Raw genomic sequence first — 21,038 nt, forward strand, 5'->3', positions numbered from 1 at the left:
TCGAGCATCACGCAGACCTTCTTCGTGACCGCCGCTTCCTTCGGCGCGCTGTCGCTCTATGGGTACACGACCAAGCGTGACCTGTCGGCGATGGGCTCGTTCCTGATCATGGGTCTCTTCGGTTTGATCATCGCGTCGATCGTGAACATCTTCCTGGCCTCCTCCGCAATGCAGTTCGCGATCTCCGTGATCGGCGTTCTGATCTTCGCAGGCCTTACCGCCTATGATACGCAGCGGATCAAGGAAATGTACTATGAAGCCGATGGCGCTGCCGTTGCCGGCCGCAAGGCGATTATCGGCGCGCTGACGCTCTACCTCGACTTCCTCAACCTCTTCATGTTCCTCCTGCAGTTCATGGGCGACCGCAAGTAAGAGGCAACGACATATCGGAAAAGGCGGCTTCGGCCGCCTTTTTTGTTGCGCCTCGAGTGGCGGAATGGTTTCTAGGAGCGCCTCTCAATCACCGGCCGACGCAATGCTCTTCTCCCTTCGTGACGCGACACCTTCCGACCTTCCCGCAATCACCGAAATCTATCGCGACTCTGTCCTCAATGGGGTGGCGAGCTACGAAATCACGCCGCCCTCGGAAGATGAGATGGCGTCCCGTTTCCTCGCCAATACCGGCCTTGGATACCCCTATATCGCGGCAATCGATGAGAGCGGAACGCTGCTCGGCTATGCCTACGCTTCAGCCTTCCGGACCCGGCCGGCCTATCGCTGGATGGTCGAGGATTCGATCTATCTCGCCCCTGCCGCCCGTGGCCTCGGCATCGGCAGCGCATTGCTCAGCGAACTGATCTCACGCTGCACCGGACTCGGCTTCCGCCAGATGATCGCGGTCATTGGCGGCGCCCACCCTGCTTCGATCGCGCTCCATCGCACATTGGGCTTTGAAGACAAGGGATTGCTGGAGGGCACGGGGTACAAACATGGCCGCTGGCTGGATACGATGATCATGCAGCGGCCGCTCGGCGATGGCAAAGCCAGTGATCCCGATCCGTCAGTCTACCCTGGGACGCTGTTCAAAGGTTGATACGGTCACTTCTCGACGAGTTTGAGCACCTTGTCGAAGACCTTCAGGACCTGCTGCAGGTCATGACCGCGCTTCAGGATCATACCGTTCGTGTTGATCACCGAATAGGCACCCTGCTTGGCAGCAAGCTTCGGATCTTTTTCGATCCGGAAAAGCGGCATCTCTCCTGAACGCTTGAAGACGGCAAAGACGGCTTTTTCCTTCAAATGGTCGATCGCGTAGTCTTTCCACTCGCCCTCGCCGACCATTCTTCCGTAAATCCACAAAATGGCATCCAGCTCCCGACGATTAAAAGTCACTGGCAAGGGGTCTTTGCTCTGCCTGTATTCCCTTAGATCGACGACGACCCTGTTATCGGCGGCATGGGCGTCGCCATGCCGCAAATCCGGCTGATCTGCCATCAGTCTCCCAGGCCTCCGGTTGTGACAGGGAGACGACAGTTTGCCCGAGCCATCTCAAATTGCAAGTGTGGAGCCCATCACATTCAACATATGCTGTGCAATCTCCCGAACGCCGTATTTCAGTCAAAACAGCGCCTCATTTCCGGGAGAAGTTCACTCAATTGATTTGGCGCCAGCGCCAAAAGGCCCGGCTGAGCGTATCGACCTTAACCCCAGCCCCGAATACGACCAGCCGGGCCGCCCTGTTTTCAACCGCTTCTCAGCAGAAGAAAACAATCAGATATTCTTGCCTGCCATGATGACTGTCGCGCCAAGAATCGCGGCTGGATCGCCGTCCGCCGTTGCGGACTGAAGCAGGATCGCGCAACCTTCCAGTCCCGCCTTCTCCATGACCGTCGCAGGCAGCGTCATACTCGTCGCCTTGCCGTTCCACATCCCCACGGTTTCGATATCGCTGACACTGTGGAGATAGGAGATCTTCTGGCCGCTGTTTTCGCCTTTTTCGACGTCGATCGTCTTTTCCTTGTCGAAATAGACGAGGACGACGTTGGCTTTACCCTCGCCTGCGCCGACTTTGATCTCCAGTTGGTCGCCGCGCATCTGCGCCTCGACCGGCACCATCAGGCCTTTGCCTTCCGTTGAAAAAGTATCGATCTTGTTGTTTATGGCAGAGAGATCCGCCCCCGCCAAATGGTCGCGGCCGTTCACTATCACCTGCGGCGTATAGACGTTGCTGCGTCCCAGCATCCGCGCGTAACCGTATTGGCGGTCAGTGTTTTGCTTGGAGCTCAGCGTGTCCGTCCAGCCGAGATAATTCCAGTAGTCCACATGATAGGCGAGGGCGATCACGTTGTCCTGGCCTATAAGCTTGCGGAACACGGCATCGGCGGGAGGGCAGGAAGAACATCCCTGGGATGTAAACAGCTCAATCACGCCTTTCGGCTTGCCGTCCTGTGCATAAAGCGGCGTGGCCAGCACCACGCTGGCAACCAGCGAAATCAAAAAACGCGCGGACATTCACCTGCACCCCTTCTTCAGAGCCCGGCAGCCATTTCGAGGCGCAGGTTCTGTCTTATCACCGTACGAATAGTCTTTCCGGCTACAAACGAAAAGTCACGAAGGGGTGAGACATCCCCCGCCGCTCCCACAGCCGGAACACAACGGCGTGAACCTCCTTGCCACAAAGGAAAAGCCGCCGAAGAGCCCTCTCCGGCGGCCACTATCTACAATGCGCCTTAATAATTAGGCAGCGAGGTCGCGCAGAACTGTCTGCAGGATACCACCGTTGTTGAGGTAGACGACCTCATCAAGCGTATCGACGCGCGACAACAGCGGAACGTCCTTCACCGTGCCGTCACTGTAGGTGATCTTGGCGATCTTCTTTTCGCGCGGCTTGATGTTCTCCAGGCCCTCGATGGTGACGATTTCGTCGCCCTTGAGGTTGAGGCTCTGCCAGGTCGTGCCCTCTTCGAAGACGAAGGGGATGACGCCCATGCCGACCAGGTTCGAGCGGTGGATGCGCTCGAACGACTGGGCGATGACAGCCTTCACGCCGAGAAGGTTCGTGCCCTTCGCAGCCCAGTCGCGCGACGAGCCGTTGCCGTACTCGACACCGGCGAAGATCACCAGCGGAACACCCTCTGCCTTGTACTTCATGGCAGCGTCGTAGATCGATTCCTCTTCCTTCGACGGATAGTGGATGGTGTAGCCGCCTTCCTTGCCGTTCGGCCCCAGCATGTGGTTCCGGATACGGATGTTGGCAAAGGTGCCGCGCATCATGACTTCATGGTTACCGCGGCGCGTGCCGTACTGGTTGAAGTCCGCAACGCCGACGCCGTTGCCGATGAGGTAGGAGCCTGCCGGAGACGCCGCCTTGATCGAACCGGCCGGAGAAATGTGGTCGGTCGTGATCTTGTCGCCGAACAGGCCGAGAACGCGAGCGCCCTTGATGTCCGAAGTGCCGGAGCCCTTCTTGCCCATGCCGACGAAGTACGGCGGGTTCTGCACGTAGGTCGACTTGTCGTCCCAGGCATAGGTCTTGCCGGCCGGAATATCGACGGCCTGCCAGTTGGCATCGCCCTTGAAGACGTCCGCGTACTTCGTTTCATAGAGCTCGCGGGTCACGTACTTCAGGATGAACTCCTGAACTTCCGCGGAGGTCGGCCAGATGTCCTTGAGGTAGACCGGCTTGCCGTCCTTGTCTTCGCCGAGCGGCTCCTTGGTCAGATCCTTCTGGACCGTACCGGCGAGCGCGTAGGCGACGACGAGCGGCGGGGATGCCAGGTAGTTCGCCTGGACGTCCGGCGAGATGCGGCCTTCGAAGTTGCGGTTGCCGGAGAGCACGCCCGAAACGATCAGGCCCTTGTCGTTGATCGTCTTGGAGATCGGTGCCGGGAGCGGGCCGGAGTTGCCGATGCAGGTCGTGCAGCCGAAGCCGACGAGGTTGAAGCCGAGCTTGTCGAGGTCGGCCTGCAGGCCGGACTTGGCAAGGTATTCGCCGACGACCTGGGATCCCGGCGCCAGCGAGGTCTTGACCCACGGCTTGGTCTTCAGGCCCTTGGCAACGGCGTTGCGGGCGAGAAGGCCGGCAGCGATCAGCACCGACGGGTTGGAAGTGTTGGTGCAGGAGGTGATGGCGGCAATCGCAACGTCGCCGTGACCGAGGTCGAAATCGGTGCCTTCGACCGCATAGCGGTTGGAAAGCTGGCCCGGCTTCTTATAGTCGGCGTCCATCGAGGTCGCGAAACCGGAGGCGATGTTCTCGAGAGCGATACGGCCTTCCGGACGCTTCGGGCCGGCCATCGACGGAACGACGTCGCCGAGGTCGAGTTCCAGGGTGTCGGTAAAGACGAGATCCGAGCCGTCGCCGTCGCGCCACATGCCCTGGGCCTTGGAATAGGCTTCGACGAGCGCGATGCGATCCTTGGAGCGGCCTGACATGTTCAGATAGTTGACCGTTTCACTGTCGACCGGGAAGAAGCCGCAGGTCGCGCCGTATTCCGGACCCATGTTGCCGATGGTCGCGCGGTCTGCGAGCGGCATGTTGTCCATGCCCGGGCCGAAGAATTCCACGAACTTGGAAACGACGCCCTTCTTGCGCAGCATCTGCACGACGGTCAGAACGAGGTCGGTTGCGGTGACGCCTTCCTTGAGCTTGCCGGTCAGCTTGAAGCCGATGACCTCAGGCAGCAGCATCGAGACCGGCTGGCCGAGCATGGCGGCTTCAGCTTCGATACCACCAACGCCCCAGCCGAGAACGCCGAGACCGTTGATCATCGTCGTGTGCGAATCGGTGCCGACGCAGGTGTCCGGATAAGCAATCGTTTCGCCATCCTCTTCCTTCGTCCAGACGGTCTGGCCGAGGTATTCGAGGTTGACCTGGTGACAGATGCCGGTGCCCGGAGGAACGACGCGGAAGTTCTTGAATGCCTGCTGGCCCCACTTCAGGAAGCGGTAGCGTTCGCCGTTGCGCTGGTATTCGAGCTCGACGTTCTTGGCGAAGGCCTGTGGCGTGCCGAATTCATCGACGATGACCGAGTGGTCGATGACGAGGTCGACGGGAACGAGCGGGTTGATCTTTTCCGGATCGCCACCGAGAGAGACCATCGCGTCGCGCATGGCGGCGAGGTCGACGACAGCTGGAACACCGGTAAAGTCCTGCATCAGAACGCGCGCCGGACGATAGGCGATTTCGTTCTCGACGGTACCCTTGTTGTTCAGCCATTCGGCAACGGCCAGAATGTGCTCTTTGGTGACGGACTGGCCGTCTTCGAAGCGCAGCAGATTCTCGAGAAGAACTTTCATCGAGTAAGGAAGTTTCGACACGCCCGGCAGACCATTCGCCTCAGCCTTGGGAAGGCTGTAATAGACATAGTCCTTCCCGTTCACGGAAAGCGTGGACCGGCAGTTGAAACTGTCAAGAGATTTAGACACGAGAGACCCCGTTTCTGATAGCCAACACAGTCGTGCGAACGCCTATGCACTTGATGCACATCAGGATGCGGGTACGGCCATTTCCGCTGTCCGCACGTGGAAGAAATATTCCATGTTCGGCGCAAGGATGATATTCACGCCGACCGCTGGCGTGGTTGCGGTCTTATAGATAATTTCTCCGGAAGGTGCCAGACCGGGTTTGGCCCATTTGGATATTTTTTGCGTCGCGGTGATTAAAATATTTTTGAACGGAACGCCTATGCATCTCGACGCCGTCAACCTCGCTGCCAGGCGGGGCGAAGACCTGATTTTCGAAGGCATTTCCTTTCGCCTGGAAGCAGGCGAAGCTGTGGTTTTGACAGGTAAAAATGGATCGGGAAAGTCCACTTTACTGCGCGTCATCGCCGGTCTGCTTCGCCCCGAAAAAGGCAACGTCCGCTTCACTGATTCGCACGGCTCCGGGGAGCGCCCCGCGCGCGAAGTGAGCCATTATCTCGGCCACCGAAACGCGATGAAAAGCGAGCTCACTGTTTCGGAAAATCTAGCCTTCTGGCAAAGCTTTCTCGGCGACGTGCTCGGCTCTTCGGACCTGTCGATCGAAGACGCAGCCGAGGCCGTCGGCCTCGGAGGCATTACGCATCTTCCCTTCGGCTATCTCTCCGCCGGCCAGCAGCGCCGTTTTGCCTTTGCGAAACTGCTCGTCTCCTATCGTCCGGTCTGGATTCTCGACGAACCAACCGCCGCACTCGACGCCAGCGCCGACCGGTTGTTTGCAGAGCTGATCGGGCAACACCAGACGAAGGGCGGAATCGTTCTGGCAGCGACGCACCAGTCACTCGGGTTAGAAAATGCGCGAGAGTTGCGGATGACGGGATTCCAGGGTGTATCGCAGGGAGTTTGGGGATGATGAATGCGTATTTGGCAAAGACCCCTCCCCAGCCCCTCCCCCCAAGGGGGAGGGGCTCGGCCGCGACGCTCGCCTGTGCCAGATCGCGTAACTCGCTCGCTGAGGGAAAAAAATGGGGGCAGCGCCTTCCGCGGCGTAAAAGCCCCTCCCCCTTGTGGGGAGGGGTTGGGGAGGGGTCTTTCCCACACAAAGGTCGTTCCTCATGACCGCCCTCTTCTTCCGCGATCTAAAACTTTCGATCCGTGCCGGCGGCGGCGCGTTGATCGGCGTGTTGTTCTTCCTGACGGTTGCCGCCATCATTCCGGTTGGCGTCGGACCGGACTTGAACCTGCTTTCGCGGATCGGTCCCGCCATCGTCTGGATCGGCGCCCTGCTTTCGGCCCTTCTCGGTCTCGACCGGCTTTTTCAGGCCGACCGCGACGACGGCTCGCTGGACCTGATGCTGATGCAGGAGACGCCGCTGGTGCTGACCGTTCTCGTCAAATGCTTCGCCCATTGGACGGCGACCAGCCTTCCGCTGGTGATCGCCTCGCCGCTGCTTGGGCTCTTCATGAACATGAGTGAGGTTGCAATCGGCGCGACGATGCTGACGCTGCTGGTCGGCTCGCCCGCCCTCACTTTTATCGGTGCTGTCGGCGCAGGGGTCGCCGTCGCGCTCCCCCGGGGCGGGCTTCTGGTCTCGATCCTCGTTCTGCCGCTGACCATTCCGGTGCTGATCTTCGGCGTCAGCGCCACGTATGCCGCCGTCGAGGATCCGGCGCCCTTCCTGCCGCCCTTCCTTATTCTCATCGCATTGACGCTGTTCTTTGCTGTCATTGGCCCGGCAGGCGCGGCCCTTGCACTGCGAAACACATCGGATTGATCGAGCCCGTTGTCAGGATCAATTGCGGCAGCACGCCGTTCAAGGTAAAGAACCGTTCATGAGCGAAACGAGCCTTGTCATCAGCAAATTCAGCGACCTTGCGAACCCGACGCGGTTTCTGGCTCTGGCGCAGCGCATCATCCCGTGGCTGGCGGGAGCCACCGCGCTCTGTCTGATCGCGGGCCTCTACCTCAGCTTCTCGACCGAAGGCGATTACCAGCAGGGCGAAACCGTCCGCATCATGTATATCCATGTGCCATCCGCCTGGCTGGCAATGATGTGCTACACGGTCATGAGCATTTCGGCGATCGGCACCCTCGTCTGGCGCCATCCGCTCGCCGATGTTTCGGCAAAGGCCGCCGCGCCGCTCGGCGCTGCCTTCACGCTGCTGGCGCTCGTCACCGGCTCGCTCTGGGGCAAGCCGATGTGGGGTACCTGGTGGGTCTGGGATGCGCGGCTGACATCCGTTTTCATTCTCTTTCTGATGTATCTCGGTCTTATTGCTTTGACCCGGGCCATCGACGATCCGTCCAGGGCCGCGCGTGTCACGGCGGTTCTCATCCTCGTCGGCTTCGTCAATATCCCGATCATCAAGTTTTCCGTCGACTGGTGGAATACGCTGCACCAGTCGGCGAGCGTGATGCGCCTCGACGGTCCGGCGATCGACCCGGAATTCCTGCGCCCGCTCTTTACCATGGCGATCGGCTTTACGCTGCTCTTCTTCACGCTGCACATCATGGCGATGCGCAACGAGATCTGGCGCCGCCGCGTGGCAGTCCAGCGCCGCCTTGCCGCCCGCATGGCAGGCCGCGAGGAATAGCCGATGACCCACGCTTTCTACGTTTACAGTGCCTATGCATTCGCAGCCTTCATCACCATCGTCGTGACGCTCTGGGTCTGGGTCGACGGGCGTGCGCGGCAGAAGGAACTGGCCGCGCTTGAAGCCTCGGGCATCCGGCGGCGCTCGGCCCGCCCTAAGGACAACGCATGAGCATGCCGGAAGCAGATCGGCCGAAACCGCGTCCCTTAAGCCGCTACGTTCTGGCGCTGATTCCGCTGGTCGTTTTCGGCGGTATTGCCGCCACGGCGGCGAAGATGCTCTACGACCAGGATTTTCACGGCAAGAACATTGCGGACATTCCTTCGGCTCTGATCGGCACGAAGGCTCCGGCGCTGAACCTTCCCCCGCTTGAAGGGTCCAACCTGCCGCCGCTGACAGATGCCGCCATCAAGGGCAAGCTGACGCTCGTCAACGTTTTTGCGTCCTGGTGCATTCCCTGCCGCGAAGAACACCCGATCCTCAAGGAGCTGGCAAAGGATAGCCGGCTCAACATTGTGGCGATCAATTACAAGGATAAGAACGACAACGCGCTCCGCTTCCTCGGCGAGCTCGGCAATCCCTATGCCGCAATCGGCATCGATCCGAACGGCAAGGCGGCCATCGACTGGGGCGTCTACGGCATCCCGGAGAGCTATCTGGTCGCTCCCGACGGCACGATCCTCTACAAGCGCGTCGGTCCCTTCGATGATATCAGCCTGAAGGAAGGGCTTTTCCCGGCGATGGAGAAAGCGCTTGGAAAACCGCTTTCTTAAAGCGCCCCTTGCCAAGTCTTGATCGCCTCGACCGGCCAGATCAACATCAGCACGTTGAGCGTCAGGTTGTCGCGGATCATGTAGCCCGTGAAGATCTCGAAGAAAATCGCGATCGCAACCGTCAGCGCGACCGGAGCGCGTGCGGCGAAGAAGAAGCCGACGACCATGAAGACGGTGTCCATCGCGGAGTTCAGAATGCTGTCGCCGTAATAGTCGAGCGAGATCGTCGCCGTACGGTAGCGGTCGATAATAATCGGCGAGTTTTCGAGCAACTCCCAGCCGGATTCGATGACGAGCGCCAAAAGCAGTCGCATTGCGATCGGCTTGCCGCGCAGCAGAAGATGCGTCAGCCCATAGAACAGGAAACCATGGATGATGTGCGACGGCGTGTACCAGTCCGAGAGGTGCTGGGAATTGCCGCTCGAATTGACGACGCCTTCCCAGAGCTTAACGTAGCCGCAGGTGCAGATCGGCGTGCGGCCCATCAGGTATTCGGCGGCGATCTGGACGATCAAGACCGCTACGCAGGCGGCGAACCAGAAATTCTGATGTCTCGATCTTTCCGCCGCGCCGGCTACCGTCACTTCTCGGTCTCTCCTGCAGGCGTAATGGTATGCTTCAGGATGAGCGGCATCTGCGCCATGGTGAAGATGATGGTGATCGGCATCGTCCCCCAGACCTTGAAGGCGATCCAGAAATCATCCGAAAAGTTGCGCCAGACGACTTCATTGAGCACCGCGAGGAACAGGAAAAAGATGCCCCAGCGGACCGTAAGCTTCCGCCAGCCTTCGGCATCGAGCTGGAAGGCGGCATTGAAGACATAGCCGAGCAGCGACTTGCCGAAGGCAAGCCCGCCCAAGAGCGCCACGCCGAACAGCGTATTGACGATCGTCGGCTTCATCTTGATGAAGGTCTCGTTCTGGAGATAGATCGACAGCGAACCGAAGACCAGAACGACGATGCCCGACACGAAGGGCATGACCGGCAGATGCCCGAGGATGAACTTGGAGACGACGAGCGAGACGATCGTCGCCGCCATGAAAAGACCGGTCGCCACGAAGAGCGGGCCGCCGAGCTCGGCCAATGCCGGAAATTTCTCAACCAGCCAGGCACCACGCAGGTTGGCGAAAAAGAAAATCAACAGCGGGCCGAGCTCCAGAGCCATCTTCAGCATCGGATGGTGGCGGTCGGCAGCGCTGGGCGTAACATCGCTTTCGGTGGTCATGCGTTCGTCAAACCTGTTCGTCATTCGCGCGGCTTGCGCGCTGTTATCGGCTTATCTGTGGCATCATTGCCCAAGACCGGCAATGGCATGGGCGAAATCCTCGGCCTCGAAGGGTTCCAGATCGTCCACCCCTTCGCCGACGCCGATGAAATAGACCGGCAGCTTGTGCTTGGCGGAGATCGCGACGAGGATGCCGCCGCGCGCCGTGCCGTCGAGCTTGGTCATGATGAGGCCGTTGACGCCGGCAACGTTGCGGAAGATCTCGACCTGATTCAGTGCGTTCTGGCCGGTGGTCGCATCCAGCGTCTGCAGTACGGTGTGCGGCGCGTCGGGATCGAGCCTGCCGAGCACGCGGACGATCTTTTCGAGTTCGGCCATCAGCTCCGCCTTGTTTTGCAAGCGGCCGGCGGTATCGATGATCAGCACATCGCATTTCTTGGCCTTCGCCTGTTCGAAGGCGTCATAGGCAAGCCCTGCCGCATCGGCGCCGAGCTTGGTGCCGATGAATTCCGACTTGGTGCGATCAGCCCAGATCTTCAGCTGCTCGATCGCCGCGGCGCGAAAAGTGTCGCCCGCCGCCACCATGACCTTCAAGCCGGCACCCGACAGCTTCGCCGCCAGCTTGCCGATCGTCGTCGTCTTGCCGGTACCGTTGACGCCGACGACGAGAATGACGTGCGGCTTGTGGCTGAGATCGAGCTGCAACGGCTTTGCAACCGGCTTCAGCACCTTGGCGATTTCCGACGCCATGATGCGGCTCACATCCTCGCCGGTGACGTCCTTGCCGTAACGCTCGGAAGCCAGCGTATCGGTGACGCGCATGGCGGTCTCGACACCGAGATCGGCCTGTATCAACAGGTCTTCGAGATCCTGCAGCGTATCGTCGTCCAGCTTGCGCTTGGTGAAAAGCGCCGAAATCTGACCGGTAAGCTGCGAAGATGTACGCGCCAGACCGGCGCGCAGCCGCTGGAACCAGCTGAGTTTCGGCTGTGGAGCAAGAGGCGCCGGTTCTGGCGCGGCCGAGCCGGTGGCAAAGCCTTTCGGGAGGACGGGCGGTTCGACTGGAACCTCTTCAACAGGCGCACCACCCCCCCCTGTCCTGCCGGACATCTCCCCCACAAGGGGGGAGATCGGCGCGGCTTGAGAGCTCTGCTCGACCTCACCCTGAACGGGAATCTCTTCTGAAAAAGTCTCCGCGGGCTCAACGCGGCCTTTTTCCCTGCCGACAGCCTCCTCCAACTGATCTCCCCCCTTGTGGGGGAGACGTCCCAAAGGGACAGAGGGGGGTGCTTCCTCTATTTCCGCCTCCGCCTCCGCCTCAAGCAGAGACAGCGGCACAAGGCCCATATCGCCCGCCTGCACCTCAGCCGGTAGGACCTCGGAAACATCGTCCTCTTCCGGTGCAAGCGCTTCGGCCTTCTCGGCGAGCTCCTCCACGGAGGCGTTGTCGCCCAGATCGCCGGTCGGCCCACCCGCCGTATCCATCTCCTCCGCCAATACGGGATCGTTCGCGAGCGGCAGGTGCTCCTCGCGCGAATGCGGCTCCAGTTCGGCTTCGAGAGCTTTCGTCTCTACGGTCTCCGGCACCTGCTCTTCCGCCGGCTTCTCCTTGCCGAAGGTGAAGACCTTTTTGATGAAACTGAGCGCCATGAGAATTCCGTAAAAGTCAGGCCGCTTGGGCGGCCGTCAATTGCATGTCGAGGTGCTTGCCGTTGTGGCCGGTGATATTTGCCTCTACGAACGAACGCGGGCGAAGACCTGGGGCTGCGACAAGCGTGAAGTTTTCGGTATGCGCCAGCCCGTTATTTTCCACCAGCAGCCATTGCCGCGTTCCGACCATCTGATCCAGATGGGACTGATGTAGCCGATGTCCAGTGGCCCGCAGACGCGCGGCGCGGTCCTTTATCAGGCCCCGATCGAGCTGCGGCATGCGCGCGGCAGGTGTACCCGGTCGCGGACTATAGGGGAAGACGTGCAGATGCGCGATACGGGCCTCTTCCGCCAGCCGGGCGGCATTGGCAAACATTTCCTCTGTCTCTGTCGGGAAACCGGCAATCATATCGGCCCCAAGGCTGATGTCGGGCCGCAGACGGCGGACCTGATCCACGAACGCCACCGCGTCGGCGCGAGAATGCCGCCGTTTCATGCGCTTCAGGATCATGTCGTCGCCGTGCTGCAAGGACAGATGCAGATGCGGCATGAAACGCGGCTCATCCGCGATCAGGTCGAAGAGATGGCTGTCGGCCTCGATGCTGTCGATGGATGAGAGCCGGAGGCGGCGGATTTCCGGAACCTGCTTCAAAAGCGTCTTCACAAGCAGACCCAGAGTTGGCTGTCCCGGCAGATCGGCACCATAGCTTGTGGCGTCCACACCGGTCAGTACGATTTCGCGATAACCGCTTTCGACGAGATTGCGAGCCTGATCGACGACAGCACCCATGGGCACCGAACGGGAATTGCCGCGGCCGTAGGGGATGATGCAGAAGGTACAACGATGGTCGCAGCCGTTCTGCACCTGGATGAAGGCGCGCACATGGCCATCGATATGCTTCACCATCTGCGGCGCCGTCGCCTTGACGCTCATGATGTCGTTGACCCGGAGCTTCTCTTCCGCCGAAACCCCGAAGTCGGGTAGCGCGCGATACGAGGCGCTTTTCAGCTTCTCCTCGTTGCCGAGCACGGCATCCACCTCCGGCATGCCCGCAAAGGCCTCTTTTTCCGTCTGGGCCGCGCAACCCGTCACGACGATACGCGCATGGGGATTGTCGCGGCGCGCGCGGCGTATGGCCTGGCGCGCCTGGCGCACGGCCTCGCCGGTCACCGCGCAAGTATTCACCAGAATGGCGTTGTTGAGCCCGGCCTTTTCCGCCTCTGCCCGCATCACTTCGGATTCATAGGTATTGAGACGGCATCCGAAGGTGATCACCTCGACGCCGCTCACCGCGCCTCGGCTCCCTGCGCCTGATCACGCGACCATGAACCGGTCGAGGGATCGACGGTCCCCGACCATTCCCACTCGGCCGGACCCGTCATGATGACGTGATCGTCGCGTTCGCGCCATTCGATGGAAAGCGAGCCGCCGCCCGGGCTGCTGGCAACCTTAATCGCGACCTTGCGACCGGTGCGGCCGGTGCGGGCAGCCGAAACGGCGGTGGCGCAAGCGGCAGAACCGCAGGCAAGCGTCAAGCCGGCGCCGCGCTCCCAGGTCCGCGTGGTGATCGCCTCCGGCGAGGTGACCTGCGCCAAAGTGATATTGGCGCGCTCCGGAAACATCGGATGGTTCTCGAGCAGCGGGCCGAACCGGCCGAGATCGAAGGACATCACGTCCTTGTCCACCCAGAAGATCGCATGCGGGTTGCCCATGGACATCGTCGAGGGCGAGTGCAGCACCGGGTTGTCGATCGGCCCGATCTGCAGCTCGATGCGGCTCGTATCGTGGAATTCCTCGGCAAGCGGGATCTTGTCCCAGTCGAAAACGGGCTTGCCCATGTCGACGGAGATCGTGCCGTCCTCATGCTCGACGGCATTGAGGATGCCGGCGACGGTCTGGAAAGTGAAGACCTTCTTGCCGGTTTCGGAGGCCAGCGCCTGCACCACGCAGCGCGTGCCGTTGCCGCAGGCTTGCGCCTTTGATCCATCAGAATTCACGATATCGATCCAGGCATCGGTGCCCTGAGCCTTCGGGTCATGGATCGCCATGATCTGGTCGAAGGCGGTGTCCGGATTCGCATTGAGTGCAATCGCCGCACCCGGGGTCACCTTGTCCGGACGGCCGCGCATATCGACGACCAGGATCTTGTTGCCAAGCCCGTTCATCTTCGCGAATTCGACCGTTGCGCTCATGGGAACCATTCCTCTGTCATCGGCTGTATATGACGGAAATGCGGGGGAATTACCAGTGGGTGCGGCGGATGCCAAACTCTCCCCTGGAGCCTCGCCGCCGGAGAATTCCATGGCGGCTGGACGGCCTCATATTTAAGAATGATCACAACTATCTAGCGCTTTTCCTCGGTTGAAGGCATTCTTGGCGATCGAATGCGTGTTTTTGGCATGGGAGGATCGCCGATGCGCTGCGTCACGGTACTTGGGCCCTCGCAGACGGGGAAGTCAACGCTCGTCACAAAGCTGGCTTCGCTCGAAGGGACTCCGAAGAAGTCCGTTTCTCCTTACGGATTGAGCTTGACGGAATTCGAATTCGGAGGCGAAGCGTGGTGTGCGCTGGACACGCCCGGCACGAACGAGTCGCTGGCGCTTGCACAGGATTCGTTGCTGGCGAGTGACGCTTGCATACTCTGCGTGTCGCCGGCGCCGGAGGAGGCCGTGCTGGCGGCACCCTATCTTCGCGCTATCGAAGCCTCGGGAACGCCTTGTATCCTCTTCGTCAACCGGATCGACGAACCGCGCGGGCGGCTGCGCGACATCATCGCCTCCTTGCAGGCCTATTCGAGCCATCCGCTTGTGCTCCGGCAAGTGCCGATCCGCGAAGGAGAAACGATCGTCGGCCACTGTGACCTGATTTCGGAGCGCGCCTGGCGCTATCGCGAGGGACAGGCATCCGCCCTCATAGAACTACCCGCGAGTGCTGCCGAACGCGAGCACGAAGCGCGCTCCGAACTGCTCGAACAGCTTTCCGAATTCGACGACTGGCTCCTGGAAGAAATCATCGAAGATCGCGAACCGGCAAGCGACGCACTCTTTGCCATTGCCTCCCGCACGCTCAAGGAAAACAGGATCATTCCGGTGCTGTTCGGTTCGGCGTCTCACAGCAACGGCATCACGAGATTGATGAAGGCACTGCGCCACGAGGCGCCGCCGGTCGAAGCGCTGAAGAGCCGGCTGGCTGGCGCCGCCGGCGCCGACGAAGCGGCATTGGCTACCGTTAGCCTTCATGCCTATTACCGGGCAAACATCGGAAAGACGATCCTCGCCCGTGCGCTCACTGACGGTCTGAAACAGGGTACGACGCTCGGCGGCTCAGGGCTCGGCTCGGTTCAGGAGGCGGGAAACGGCCGCCCGCTTGCCGGCGGCGTAGCGCGTGGCGCCGTTTTCATGGCCGTCAAGTCGGACCATCTACCCGCTCCCGCCCTGCTGACCTCTGCCGACGTACTGGAGCCGCCCGCCTGGGCGGCCCCACCGACGCCGATGCTCGAGCGCATCCTCGTGCCGGGCAGCGAGCGCGATGAGACCAAGCTCTCGGCGACGCTGGCGAAGCTGGCTGAAACCGATCGCGGCCTGAAGGTGATGCAGGAAGAAGGGACGGGCGCACAGCTCATCTGTACGCAGGGGCCGGTACATCTGCGCGATCTATGCAAGACCCTTTCAGAGGTCTTCCGCGTCGAGGTGAGCGAACGCTCTCCGAACCCGATCTATCGGGAAACGATCTCGAAGCCCTCCAACGTCCATTACCGTCATCGCAAGCAGACCGGTGGTGCTGGACAGTTCGCAGACGTACAGCTCATCGTACGTCCCAACGAACGGGGGCAGGGTTTCACCTTCGACGAGACCGTCAAGGGCGGCACCGTTCCCCGAAACTACATACCGGCCGTGGAGGCTGGTGCCCGCGAGGCCATGGAAAAAGGGCCGCTCGGCTTTCAGGTGATCGACGTGGCGGTCACGCTGACGGACGGCCAGTACCACTCCGTCGACAGTTCCGATTTCGCCTTCCGGGCAGCCGCCCGAATGGGCGTCCGGCAAGCCTTGTCGCAGGCGTCTGCCGTGCTGATGCAGCCGGTTGCCCGTGTCGAGATCCACATCCCCTCTGTCTTCTCCGGCAGCATGGTGGCGATCGTCTCCGCGCTCAAGGGCCAGGTGCTTGGTTTCGATCGGGATGAGAACGCCAAAGGATGGGACCTCTTCCGCGCGCTGGTTCCGGGTGCAGCACTCGACGAGCTGGCGCGGGCTCTGCGCTCCGCCACGCAAGGGATCGGATATTTCTCCAAAGCGTTCGACCATTTTGAAGAGATCTACGGCAAGGAGGCTGACACGATCATCAATACGCACGGTTCCGGAACGCAGGCGCACTGATCAGGCCGCCGGCACGTCGAAGACCTCGCCTGCCCTGAGCGGCCGGAATCGCTCCGGAGAAACGCCGTGCTCGCTCATGGCTAATTTCAATGCTGTGACCGGCTCATCGATCGCCTCATCAGTCAGCTGGAACGTGGCGAAGTGATGCCCTGCCACGTAAGCAGCATTGGCCAACTTCATGCCGATTACAGCCTCCAACGGATTCTGATGCTGCCCCTTCATGAACCAGCGCGGTTCGTATGCGCCGAAGGGCAGGACGGCAAGCCGGAAGGCACCGTGCTTCTGCTGCGCCGCACTGTAATTGGCGCCGCCGTGAAAGCCGGTATCTCCGATGTGATAGATCTTGCCAGCCGGCGTCGATAGGACGAAGGCCGCCCATAACGCCATCCGGCGATCGCCGGTGCCGCGCGCCGACCAATGGTGCGCAGGCTCGGCATCGATGCTTATGCCGGCAAGCGAGATGCGCTCGCTCCAGTCCATCGCCGTCACCTGCATGTCAGGAACGGCACGGCGAACGATCGTATCGTTGCCGAGTGGGGTCACGACATGCGGCCGATGCTTCACCTGCAGCCGCTTGAGCGTTGCGATATCGAGATGATCGTAGTGGTTATGGGAAACAAGCACGAGATCGATCGGCGGCAGGTCGTCGAATGCGATGCCTGGTGCGACGACGCGCTTCGGGCCGGCAAAGGTGAAGGGGCTGGCGCGCTCCGACCAAACCGGATCGGTGAGGATATTGACGCCCGCGACCTGGATCAGCATCGTCGCATGGCCGACCATGGTCACCCGCAGATCGTCACCTTCCACGCGCAGGTCCGGTTTGGCCGGGGCGAACGGACTTGGAACCGACCTCGGCCATTGGTCACGGCGACCGCCGAACTGCCATCGCAGCAAATCGCGGAAGCCAAGAGGCTCGATGCCATCCGGATTGAAGAATTGCGTACCGTCGAAGTGATCGGAGGCGGGGCCTTGATAGTAAGGATTGGGTCTTTTGGCATTGGGCATGCGGAAGCGTTCCATTTGAATGGAAGAAGGATCTGGGTTCGCGCGCGTGCTTTTGAAAGTCCAGGGCGCGGTCTTTTCTAGGGCTTTCCCTTGACACCAGCCGCGTTTTCCTGTTTACCGCCGCTCAATCTGCGACGAGCACAAGCCTCGAGCCACCGACCGGGACCCGCAAAGGTATAAAGAGATCCCGGAGGTCCACACCCGACAGCGCGATGCGCCCTCGGGTGCTTTTTGGCTTTGCGTCTTGTTTTCGTCAAGGAAAAGCACGACGTTTCCGGGCATATTCCACCCGCCCGAAACGTATCAAGGAAGAGCCGATGTTTGAAAACCTCCAGGACCGTCTTGGATCCATCCTGAATGGACTGACAGGCCGTGGCGCGCTTTCGGAAGCCGATGTTTCCGCAGCGCTGCGCGAGGTTCGCCGTGCGTTGCTGGAGGCTGACGTCGCTCTCGATGTCGTGCGCCACTTTACCGACCGTGTGCGCGAAAAGGCCGTCGGCGCCGAGATCCTGAAGTCGATCAAACCCGGTCAGATGGTCGTCAAGATCGTCCATGACGAGCTGATCGAGATGCTCGGCGGTGAAGGCGTGGGCGTCGACCTTCATGCGGTTGCCCCGGTTGTCATCATGATGGTCGGCCTGCAGGGCTCCGGTAAGACGACGACGACGGCGAAGATCGCAAAGCGGCTCACCGACCGCGAGAAGAAGAAGGTGCTGATGGCGTCGCTCGATACGCGACGCCCGGCCGCCCAGGAGCAGCTGCGCCAGCTCGGCGTGCAGACCAATGTCGACACGCTGCCCGTGATATCAGGCCAGTCGCCGACCGATATCGCCGCGCGCGCGGTGCAGGCCGCGAAACTCGGCGGCCATGACGTCGTCATCCTCGACACCGCCGGCCGCACGCATATCGACGAGCCCTTGATGGTCGAAATGGCCGACATCAAGAAGAAGTCGAACCCGCATGAAATCCTCCTGGTCGCCGACTCGCTGACCGGTCAGGACGCCGTCAATCTGGCGCGTAATTTCGACGAGCGCGTCGGCATCACCGGCCTGGTGCTCACCCGCATGGATGGCGATGGACGCGGCGGCGCCGCTCTTTCGATGCGCGCCGTGACAGGCAAGCCGATCAAGCTGATCGGCGTCGGCGAGCGGATGGGCGAGCTCGAAGAATTCCATCCCCGCCGCATCGCCGATCGCATCCTCGGCATGGGCGACATCGTTTCGCTCGTCGAGCGCGCCGCCGAAAACATCGATGCTGAAAAGGCGGCCGCCATGGCCGCCAAGATGGCCAAGGGCAAGTTCGACCTGAACGACCTCGCCGACCAGCTGCGCCAGATGCAGAAGATGGGCGGCATGGGCGGCATCATGAGCATGATGCCCGGTATGGCCGGCATGAAGGACAAGATGGCCTCGGCCGGCTTGAACGACAGCCTGTTCGGCCGCCAGCTCGCCATCATCTCCTCCATGACCAAGGCCGAGCGCGCCAATCCGGACCTGCTCAAGCATTCTCGCAAAAAGCGCATCGCCGCCGGCTCCGGCACTGACGCCTCCGACATCAACAAGCTTCTCAAGATGCACCGCCAGATGGCGGACATGATGAAGATGATGGGCGGCAAGGGCAAAGGCGGCATGATGAAGCAGCTGATGGGCGGCCTTGCCGGCAAGATGGGCCTGGGTGGCCCCGGCGGCATGGGCGGCATGCCCGATCTTTCGAATATCGACCCGAAGCAGCTCGAAGCGCTTCAGAAGCGGGCTGAGGCTGCGGGTCTTGGAAAGCCGGGCGGGGGCATGCCCGGTCTCGGTGGTATGCCGGGGGGGTTACCGGGCCTTGGCGGCGCGAAGCTGCCGGGCCTCGGCGGTGGTTTCCCGGGCTTGCCCGGATTGCCGAAGAAGAAGTGAAAGGATCGCCTGTCCCATGATTGATCCAGAAGTCAAAGCCCAGCTTTCGAGCTATCGCCAGTCGATCGACAATATCGACGCCGCGCTCGTTCACATTCTGGCCGAACGTTTCCGCTGCACCAAAGAGGTCGGCGTACTGAAGGCCAAATACAAGCTGCCGCCGGCTGATCCGGCGCGCGAAGAATACCAGATCGCCCGTCTTCGGCAGCTTGCCGAAGACGCGCATCTGGATCCGGATTTCGCCGAGAAGTTTCTGAACTTCGTCATTAAGGAAGTCATCCGGCATCATGAGCAGATCGCTGCGGATCACGCTGAACAGAGCGCTGCAGCAAAATGAACCATACCGCCCCACGAAGCGGTCAAGAAAAGCCTAAGGAGTAAATGAATGGCACTGAAAATTCGTCTCGCCCGCGGTGGCTCCAAGAAGCGCCCGTACTACCACATCGTTCTCGCCGACGCCCGTTCGCCGCGCGACGGCCGTTTCCTGGAAACCCTCGGCTCCTGGAACCCGATGCTCGCCAAGGACAACGACGCTCGCATCAAGCTCGACAACGACCGCATCAAGCATTGGCTTGAGCAGGGCGCACAGCCGACCGACCGCGTTCTGCGCTTCCTCAACGAAGCCGGCCTCGCAAAGCGCGACTCCAAGAACAATCCGGAAAAGGCAAAGCCGGGCAAGAAGGCTCAGGAGCGCGCTGCTGAAAAGGCTCAGAAGGCTGCTGACGCCGCCGAAGCTGCAGCTTCCGCAGAATAATTTCGGGATCATATCCTGATCGGACGGGCGGCATGGCGACATGCCGCCCGTTTTCGTTTTCATTCTGGCGGACTTCGTTTATGAGAAGCCAGATTTCCGGCTTCACATGAAGGGTCCCATGACAAAGCTTGAAAACCCCGTGCTGATGGCGACGATTGGCGGTGCGCAGGGCATCCGGGGCGAAGTGCGTGCCAAGGCTTATACCGCCGACCCCACGGCGCTCGGCGATTATGGCCATCTCCACAGCATGGACGGACGGAGCTTCGAGATCCTCGAAATCCGCGAGATGAAGAATGTCGTCGTCGTTCGTTTCCGTGGCATCAACGATCGCAATGCTGCCGAGGCGCTCAACGGCCTGGAACTTTACATCGAGCGCGACAATCTACCCGACGACGAGCTGGAGGAAGATGAATTCTTCTACGCCGATCTCGAAGGGCTGGAAGCTTTGGACGACAAAGGCGTCAGCTACGGCACCATTACGGGCGTTTTCGACTTCGGTGCGGGCGACCTGCTGGAGCTGAAAGGCCCTGGCAAACGGCCCGTCCTCATCCCCTTCTCCGAAGCTTCGGTTCTCGAAATCGATCTCGAAGGCGGCACGATCCTGATCGATCCGCTGGCCGCGGGCCTCGTCGAAGATCCGGAAGACATATCGGGGCTCGCCTCCGGCAAGCCAAAGAAAAAGAAGTAACGCCATGGCTTTCCGGGCGACCGTGCTCACCCTTTACCCGGAGATGTTTCCGGGACATCTCGGCGTCTCGCTGGCCGGCAAGGCAATCGAGCGCGGGCAGTGGTCTGTGGATACCGTTCAGATCCGCGATTTTGCGACGGATAAACACCGCACGGTCGACGACACGCCGGCCGGCGGCGGCGCGGGCATGGTGCTGAAACCCGATGTGCTGGCACGTGCGATCGACAGCGTCTCGGAAGCCGGCAACCGCCCCAAGCTCCTGATGAGCCCGCGCGGCAAGCCGCTGACGCAAGAGCGCGTGCGTGAGCTTGCGGCGGGTGAAGGCGTCATCATCGTCTGCGGCCGCTTCGAAGGCGTCGACCAGCGGGTGATCGAGGCGCGCGATCTCGAAGAGGTTTCGATCGGCGATTATGTGCTTTCCGGTGGCGAGCCCGCAGCCCTGATCGTTCTCGACGCGATCGTACGTATCCTGCCCGGCGTGATGGGCAACGATCTGTCTGGTCTGCATGAGAGTTTCGAAGGCGGCCTGCTCGAGCATCCGCACTATACGCGCCCGCAGGCATGGGAGGGCCGTGAAATTCCGGCAATCCTCACTTCGGGCAATCATGGCGCCATCGAAAAGTGGCGCCATGAACAGGCCGTCGCCCTGACGAAGCAACGGCGACCCGACCTTCTGGAAGAATAGGACGCCCGGCCGAAACCGGGCGCGCATTAT

Annotated in this window: 22 protein-coding genes; 13 read left to right on the forward strand and 9 right to left on the reverse strand. The window is 61.1% G+C overall.

Annotation, left to right across the window (positions count from 1 at the left end):
- Together ACPYOI_RS18205 and ACPYOI_RS18210 are read left to right on the forward strand one after the other, a co-directional pair.
- Window positions 1–372, forward strand: a 372-nt coding sequence (locus tag ACPYOI_RS18205; protein WP_481423146.1) for a Bax inhibitor-1/YccA family protein, incomplete at its 5' end; no start/stop codon positions are given.
- Between the two features lie 103 nt (window positions 373–475).
- Window positions 476–1,033 carry an N-acetyltransferase family protein gene (locus tag ACPYOI_RS18210; RefSeq protein WP_481416903.1) on the forward strand — a complete coding sequence of 186 codons (558 nt, stop codon included), beginning with the start codon at window positions 476–478 and terminating at the stop codon, window positions 1,031–1,033.
- Window positions 1,034–1,038: 5 nt separating this feature from the next.
- On the opposite strand, the gene ACPYOI_RS18215 is transcribed toward ACPYOI_RS18210, so the two are convergent.
- The 3 genes from ACPYOI_RS18215 to acnA form a co-directional block, all read right to left on the reverse strand.
- On the reverse strand, window positions 1,039–1,434 hold the full coding sequence (locus ACPYOI_RS18215) for a DUF2794 domain-containing protein (RefSeq protein ID WP_168831695.1): 396 nt from the start codon (window positions 1,432–1,434) through the stop codon (window positions 1,039–1,041).
- Between the two features lie 276 nt (window positions 1,435–1,710).
- Window positions 1,711–2,451, reverse strand: coding sequence for a DUF1223 domain-containing protein (locus ACPYOI_RS18220; RefSeq protein WP_481416902.1), 741 nt, complete (start codon window positions 2,449–2,451; stop codon window positions 1,711–1,713).
- A 225-nt stretch (window positions 2,452–2,676) separates the two neighbouring features.
- Window positions 2,677–5,367, reverse strand: coding sequence for an aconitate hydratase AcnA (gene acnA, locus ACPYOI_RS18225; protein WP_481423147.1), 2,691 nt, complete (start codon window positions 5,365–5,367; stop codon window positions 2,677–2,679).
- Window positions 5,368–5,626: 259 nt separating this feature from the next.
- Here acnA and ccmA point away from each other — a divergent pair, with 259 nt between their 5' ends.
- The 5 genes from ccmA (at window position 5,627) to ACPYOI_RS18250 (ending at window position 8,729) form a co-directional block, all read left to right on the forward strand.
- Complete coding sequence (gene ccmA / locus ACPYOI_RS18230; protein ID WP_481420020.1) at window positions 5,627–6,274, forward strand: heme ABC exporter ATP-binding protein CcmA; 648 nt, start codon at window positions 5,627–5,629, stop codon at window positions 6,272–6,274.
- A 202-nt stretch (window positions 6,275–6,476) separates the two neighbouring features.
- The gene (ccmB, locus tag ACPYOI_RS18235) at window positions 6,477–7,136 is read left to right on the forward strand and encodes a heme exporter protein CcmB (protein ID WP_481420019.1); all 660 of its coding nucleotides are present in this window, start codon (window positions 6,477–6,479) and stop codon (window positions 7,134–7,136) included.
- 58 nt (window positions 7,137–7,194) lie between these two features.
- On the forward strand, window positions 7,195–7,956 hold the full coding sequence (locus tag ACPYOI_RS18240; protein WP_481420018.1) for a heme ABC transporter permease: 762 nt from the start codon (window positions 7,195–7,197) through the stop codon (window positions 7,954–7,956).
- A 3-nt stretch (window positions 7,957–7,959) separates the two neighbouring features.
- Window positions 7,960–8,127, forward strand: coding sequence for a heme exporter protein CcmD (gene ccmD, locus ACPYOI_RS18245; RefSeq protein WP_481420017.1), 168 nt, complete (start codon window positions 7,960–7,962; stop codon window positions 8,125–8,127).
- Window positions 8,124–8,729: a DsbE family thiol:disulfide interchange protein gene (locus ACPYOI_RS18250; protein WP_481420016.1), complete on the forward strand. Its 606-nt coding sequence runs from the start codon at window positions 8,124–8,126 to the stop codon at window positions 8,727–8,729. Before ccmD ends, ACPYOI_RS18250 begins: the two co-directional genes overlap by 4 nt.
- Here ACPYOI_RS18250 and ACPYOI_RS18255 read toward each other — a convergent pair.
- From ACPYOI_RS18255 to dapF, 5 genes are all read right to left on the reverse strand, one after another.
- Window positions 8,726–9,313, reverse strand: coding sequence for a DUF2585 domain-containing protein (locus ACPYOI_RS18255; RefSeq protein WP_481420015.1), 588 nt, complete (start codon window positions 9,311–9,313; stop codon window positions 8,726–8,728). The two genes, ACPYOI_RS18250 and ACPYOI_RS18255, sit on opposite strands and share 4 nt — an antisense overlap.
- Entirely contained in the window at window positions 9,310–9,954 is a 645-nt protein-coding gene (locus tag ACPYOI_RS18260) for a septation protein A (RefSeq protein ID WP_168831921.1), read from the reverse strand. The genes ACPYOI_RS18255 and ACPYOI_RS18260 overlap by 4 nt, the downstream gene beginning before the upstream one ends.
- 63 nt (window positions 9,955–10,017) lie before the next feature.
- The gene (ftsY, locus tag ACPYOI_RS18265; protein WP_481420014.1) at window positions 10,018–11,604 is read right to left on the reverse strand and encodes a signal recognition particle-docking protein FtsY; all 1,587 of its coding nucleotides are present in this window, start codon (window positions 11,602–11,604) and stop codon (window positions 10,018–10,020) included.
- 16 nt (window positions 11,605–11,620) lie between these two features.
- The gene (mtaB, locus tag ACPYOI_RS18270; protein ID WP_481423148.1) at window positions 11,621–12,895 is read right to left on the reverse strand and encodes a tRNA (N(6)-L-threonylcarbamoyladenosine(37)-C(2))-methylthiotransferase MtaB; all 1,275 of its coding nucleotides are present in this window, start codon (window positions 12,893–12,895) and stop codon (window positions 11,621–11,623) included.
- A complete protein-coding gene (gene dapF / locus ACPYOI_RS18275) occupies window positions 12,892–13,797 on the reverse strand; it encodes a diaminopimelate epimerase (RefSeq protein WP_481419841.1) in 906 nt (301 codons plus the stop codon). Before dapF ends, mtaB begins: the two co-directional genes overlap by 4 nt.
- 222 nt (window positions 13,798–14,019) lie before the next feature.
- Here dapF and ACPYOI_RS18280 point away from each other — a divergent pair, with 222 nt between their 5' ends.
- Window positions 14,020–15,978 (forward strand): elongation factor G, encoded by a 1,959-nt coding sequence (locus ACPYOI_RS18280; RefSeq protein WP_481419842.1) that lies wholly within the window; start codon window positions 14,020–14,022, stop codon window positions 15,976–15,978.
- On the opposite strand, the gene ACPYOI_RS18285 is transcribed toward ACPYOI_RS18280, so the two are convergent.
- Window positions 15,979–16,983 (reverse strand): MBL fold metallo-hydrolase, encoded by a 1,005-nt coding sequence (locus ACPYOI_RS18285; protein WP_481419843.1) that lies wholly within the window; start codon window positions 16,981–16,983, stop codon window positions 15,979–15,981.
- Window positions 16,984–17,300: 317 nt separating this feature from the next.
- On the opposite strand from ACPYOI_RS18285, the gene ffh reads away from it, so the two are divergent.
- The 5 genes from ffh to trmD all read left to right on the forward strand — a co-directional run bounded on the left by ffh (window position 17,301) and on the right by trmD (window position 21,008).
- Window positions 17,301–18,881, forward strand: a complete 1,581-nt coding sequence (ffh, locus tag ACPYOI_RS18290; RefSeq protein ID WP_481419844.1) for a signal recognition particle protein — start codon at window positions 17,301–17,303, stop codon at window positions 18,879–18,881.
- Window positions 18,882–18,897: 16 nt separating this feature from the next.
- Window positions 18,898–19,218 (forward strand): chorismate mutase, encoded by a 321-nt coding sequence (locus ACPYOI_RS18295; protein WP_168831709.1) that lies wholly within the window; start codon window positions 18,898–18,900, stop codon window positions 19,216–19,218.
- Between the two features lie 48 nt (window positions 19,219–19,266).
- Entirely contained in the window at window positions 19,267–19,635 is a 369-nt protein-coding gene (gene rpsP, locus ACPYOI_RS18300) for a 30S ribosomal protein S16 (RefSeq protein ID WP_168831710.1), read from the forward strand.
- A 118-nt stretch (window positions 19,636–19,753) separates the two neighbouring features.
- The gene (gene rimM, locus ACPYOI_RS18305) at window positions 19,754–20,323 is read left to right on the forward strand and encodes a ribosome maturation factor RimM (protein ID WP_168831711.1); all 570 of its coding nucleotides are present in this window, start codon (window positions 19,754–19,756) and stop codon (window positions 20,321–20,323) included.
- A gap of 4 nt (window positions 20,324–20,327) precedes the next feature.
- On the forward strand, window positions 20,328–21,008 hold the full coding sequence (gene trmD / locus ACPYOI_RS18310) for a tRNA (guanosine(37)-N1)-methyltransferase TrmD (RefSeq protein WP_481419845.1): 681 nt from the start codon (window positions 20,328–20,330) through the stop codon (window positions 21,006–21,008).
- The last annotated feature ends 30 nt before the right edge of the window (window positions 21,009–21,038 follow it).

This window comes from Rhizobium sp. SVR5-2C (assembly GCF_056755115.1).

What these genes read in the sequence shown, in the direction of transcription:
- ACPYOI_RS18210 (WP_481416903.1), top strand. Translation starts at nt 476, where the DNA reads ATGCTCTTCTCCCTTCGTGACGCGACACCTTCCGACCTTCCCGCAATC.
- ACPYOI_RS18215 (WP_168831695.1), bottom strand. Translation starts at nt 1,434, where the DNA reads ATGGCAGATCAGCCGGATTTGCGGCATGGCGACGCCCATGCCGCCGAT.
- ACPYOI_RS18220 (WP_481416902.1), bottom strand. Translation starts at nt 2,451, where the DNA reads ATGTCCGCGCGTTTTTTGATTTCGCTGGTTGCCAGCGTGGTGCTGGCC.
- ccmA (WP_481420020.1), top strand. Translation starts at nt 5,627, where the DNA reads ATGCATCTCGACGCCGTCAACCTCGCTGCCAGGCGGGGCGAAGACCTG.
- ccmB (WP_481420019.1), top strand. Translation starts at nt 6,477, where the DNA reads ATGACCGCCCTCTTCTTCCGCGATCTAAAACTTTCGATCCGTGCCGGC.
- ACPYOI_RS18240 (WP_481420018.1), top strand. Translation starts at nt 7,195, where the DNA reads ATGAGCGAAACGAGCCTTGTCATCAGCAAATTCAGCGACCTTGCGAAC.
- ccmD (WP_481420017.1), top strand. Translation starts at nt 7,960, where the DNA reads ATGACCCACGCTTTCTACGTTTACAGTGCCTATGCATTCGCAGCCTTC.
- ACPYOI_RS18250 (WP_481420016.1), top strand. Translation starts at nt 8,124, where the DNA reads ATGAGCATGCCGGAAGCAGATCGGCCGAAACCGCGTCCCTTAAGCCGC.
- ACPYOI_RS18260 (WP_168831921.1), bottom strand. Translation starts at nt 9,954, where the DNA reads ATGACCACCGAAAGCGATGTTACGCCCAGCGCTGCCGACCGCCACCAT.
- ftsY (WP_481420014.1), bottom strand. Translation starts at nt 11,604, where the DNA reads ATGGCGCTCAGTTTCATCAAAAAGGTCTTCACCTTCGGCAAGGAGAAG.
- dapF (WP_481419841.1), bottom strand. Translation starts at nt 13,797, where the DNA reads ATGAGCGCAACGGTCGAATTCGCGAAGATGAACGGGCTTGGCAACAAG.
- ACPYOI_RS18280 (WP_481419842.1), top strand. Translation starts at nt 14,020, where the DNA reads ATGCGCTGCGTCACGGTACTTGGGCCCTCGCAGACGGGGAAGTCAACG.
- ACPYOI_RS18285 (WP_481419843.1), bottom strand. Translation starts at nt 16,983, where the DNA reads ATGCCCAATGCCAAAAGACCCAATCCTTACTATCAAGGCCCCGCCTCC.
- ffh (WP_481419844.1), top strand. Translation starts at nt 17,301, where the DNA reads ATGTTTGAAAACCTCCAGGACCGTCTTGGATCCATCCTGAATGGACTG.
- ACPYOI_RS18295 (WP_168831709.1), top strand. Translation starts at nt 18,898, where the DNA reads ATGATTGATCCAGAAGTCAAAGCCCAGCTTTCGAGCTATCGCCAGTCG.
- rpsP (WP_168831710.1), top strand. Translation starts at nt 19,267, where the DNA reads ATGGCACTGAAAATTCGTCTCGCCCGCGGTGGCTCCAAGAAGCGCCCG.
- rimM (WP_168831711.1), top strand. Translation starts at nt 19,754, where the DNA reads ATGACAAAGCTTGAAAACCCCGTGCTGATGGCGACGATTGGCGGTGCG.
- trmD (WP_481419845.1), top strand. Translation starts at nt 20,328, where the DNA reads ATGGCTTTCCGGGCGACCGTGCTCACCCTTTACCCGGAGATGTTTCCG.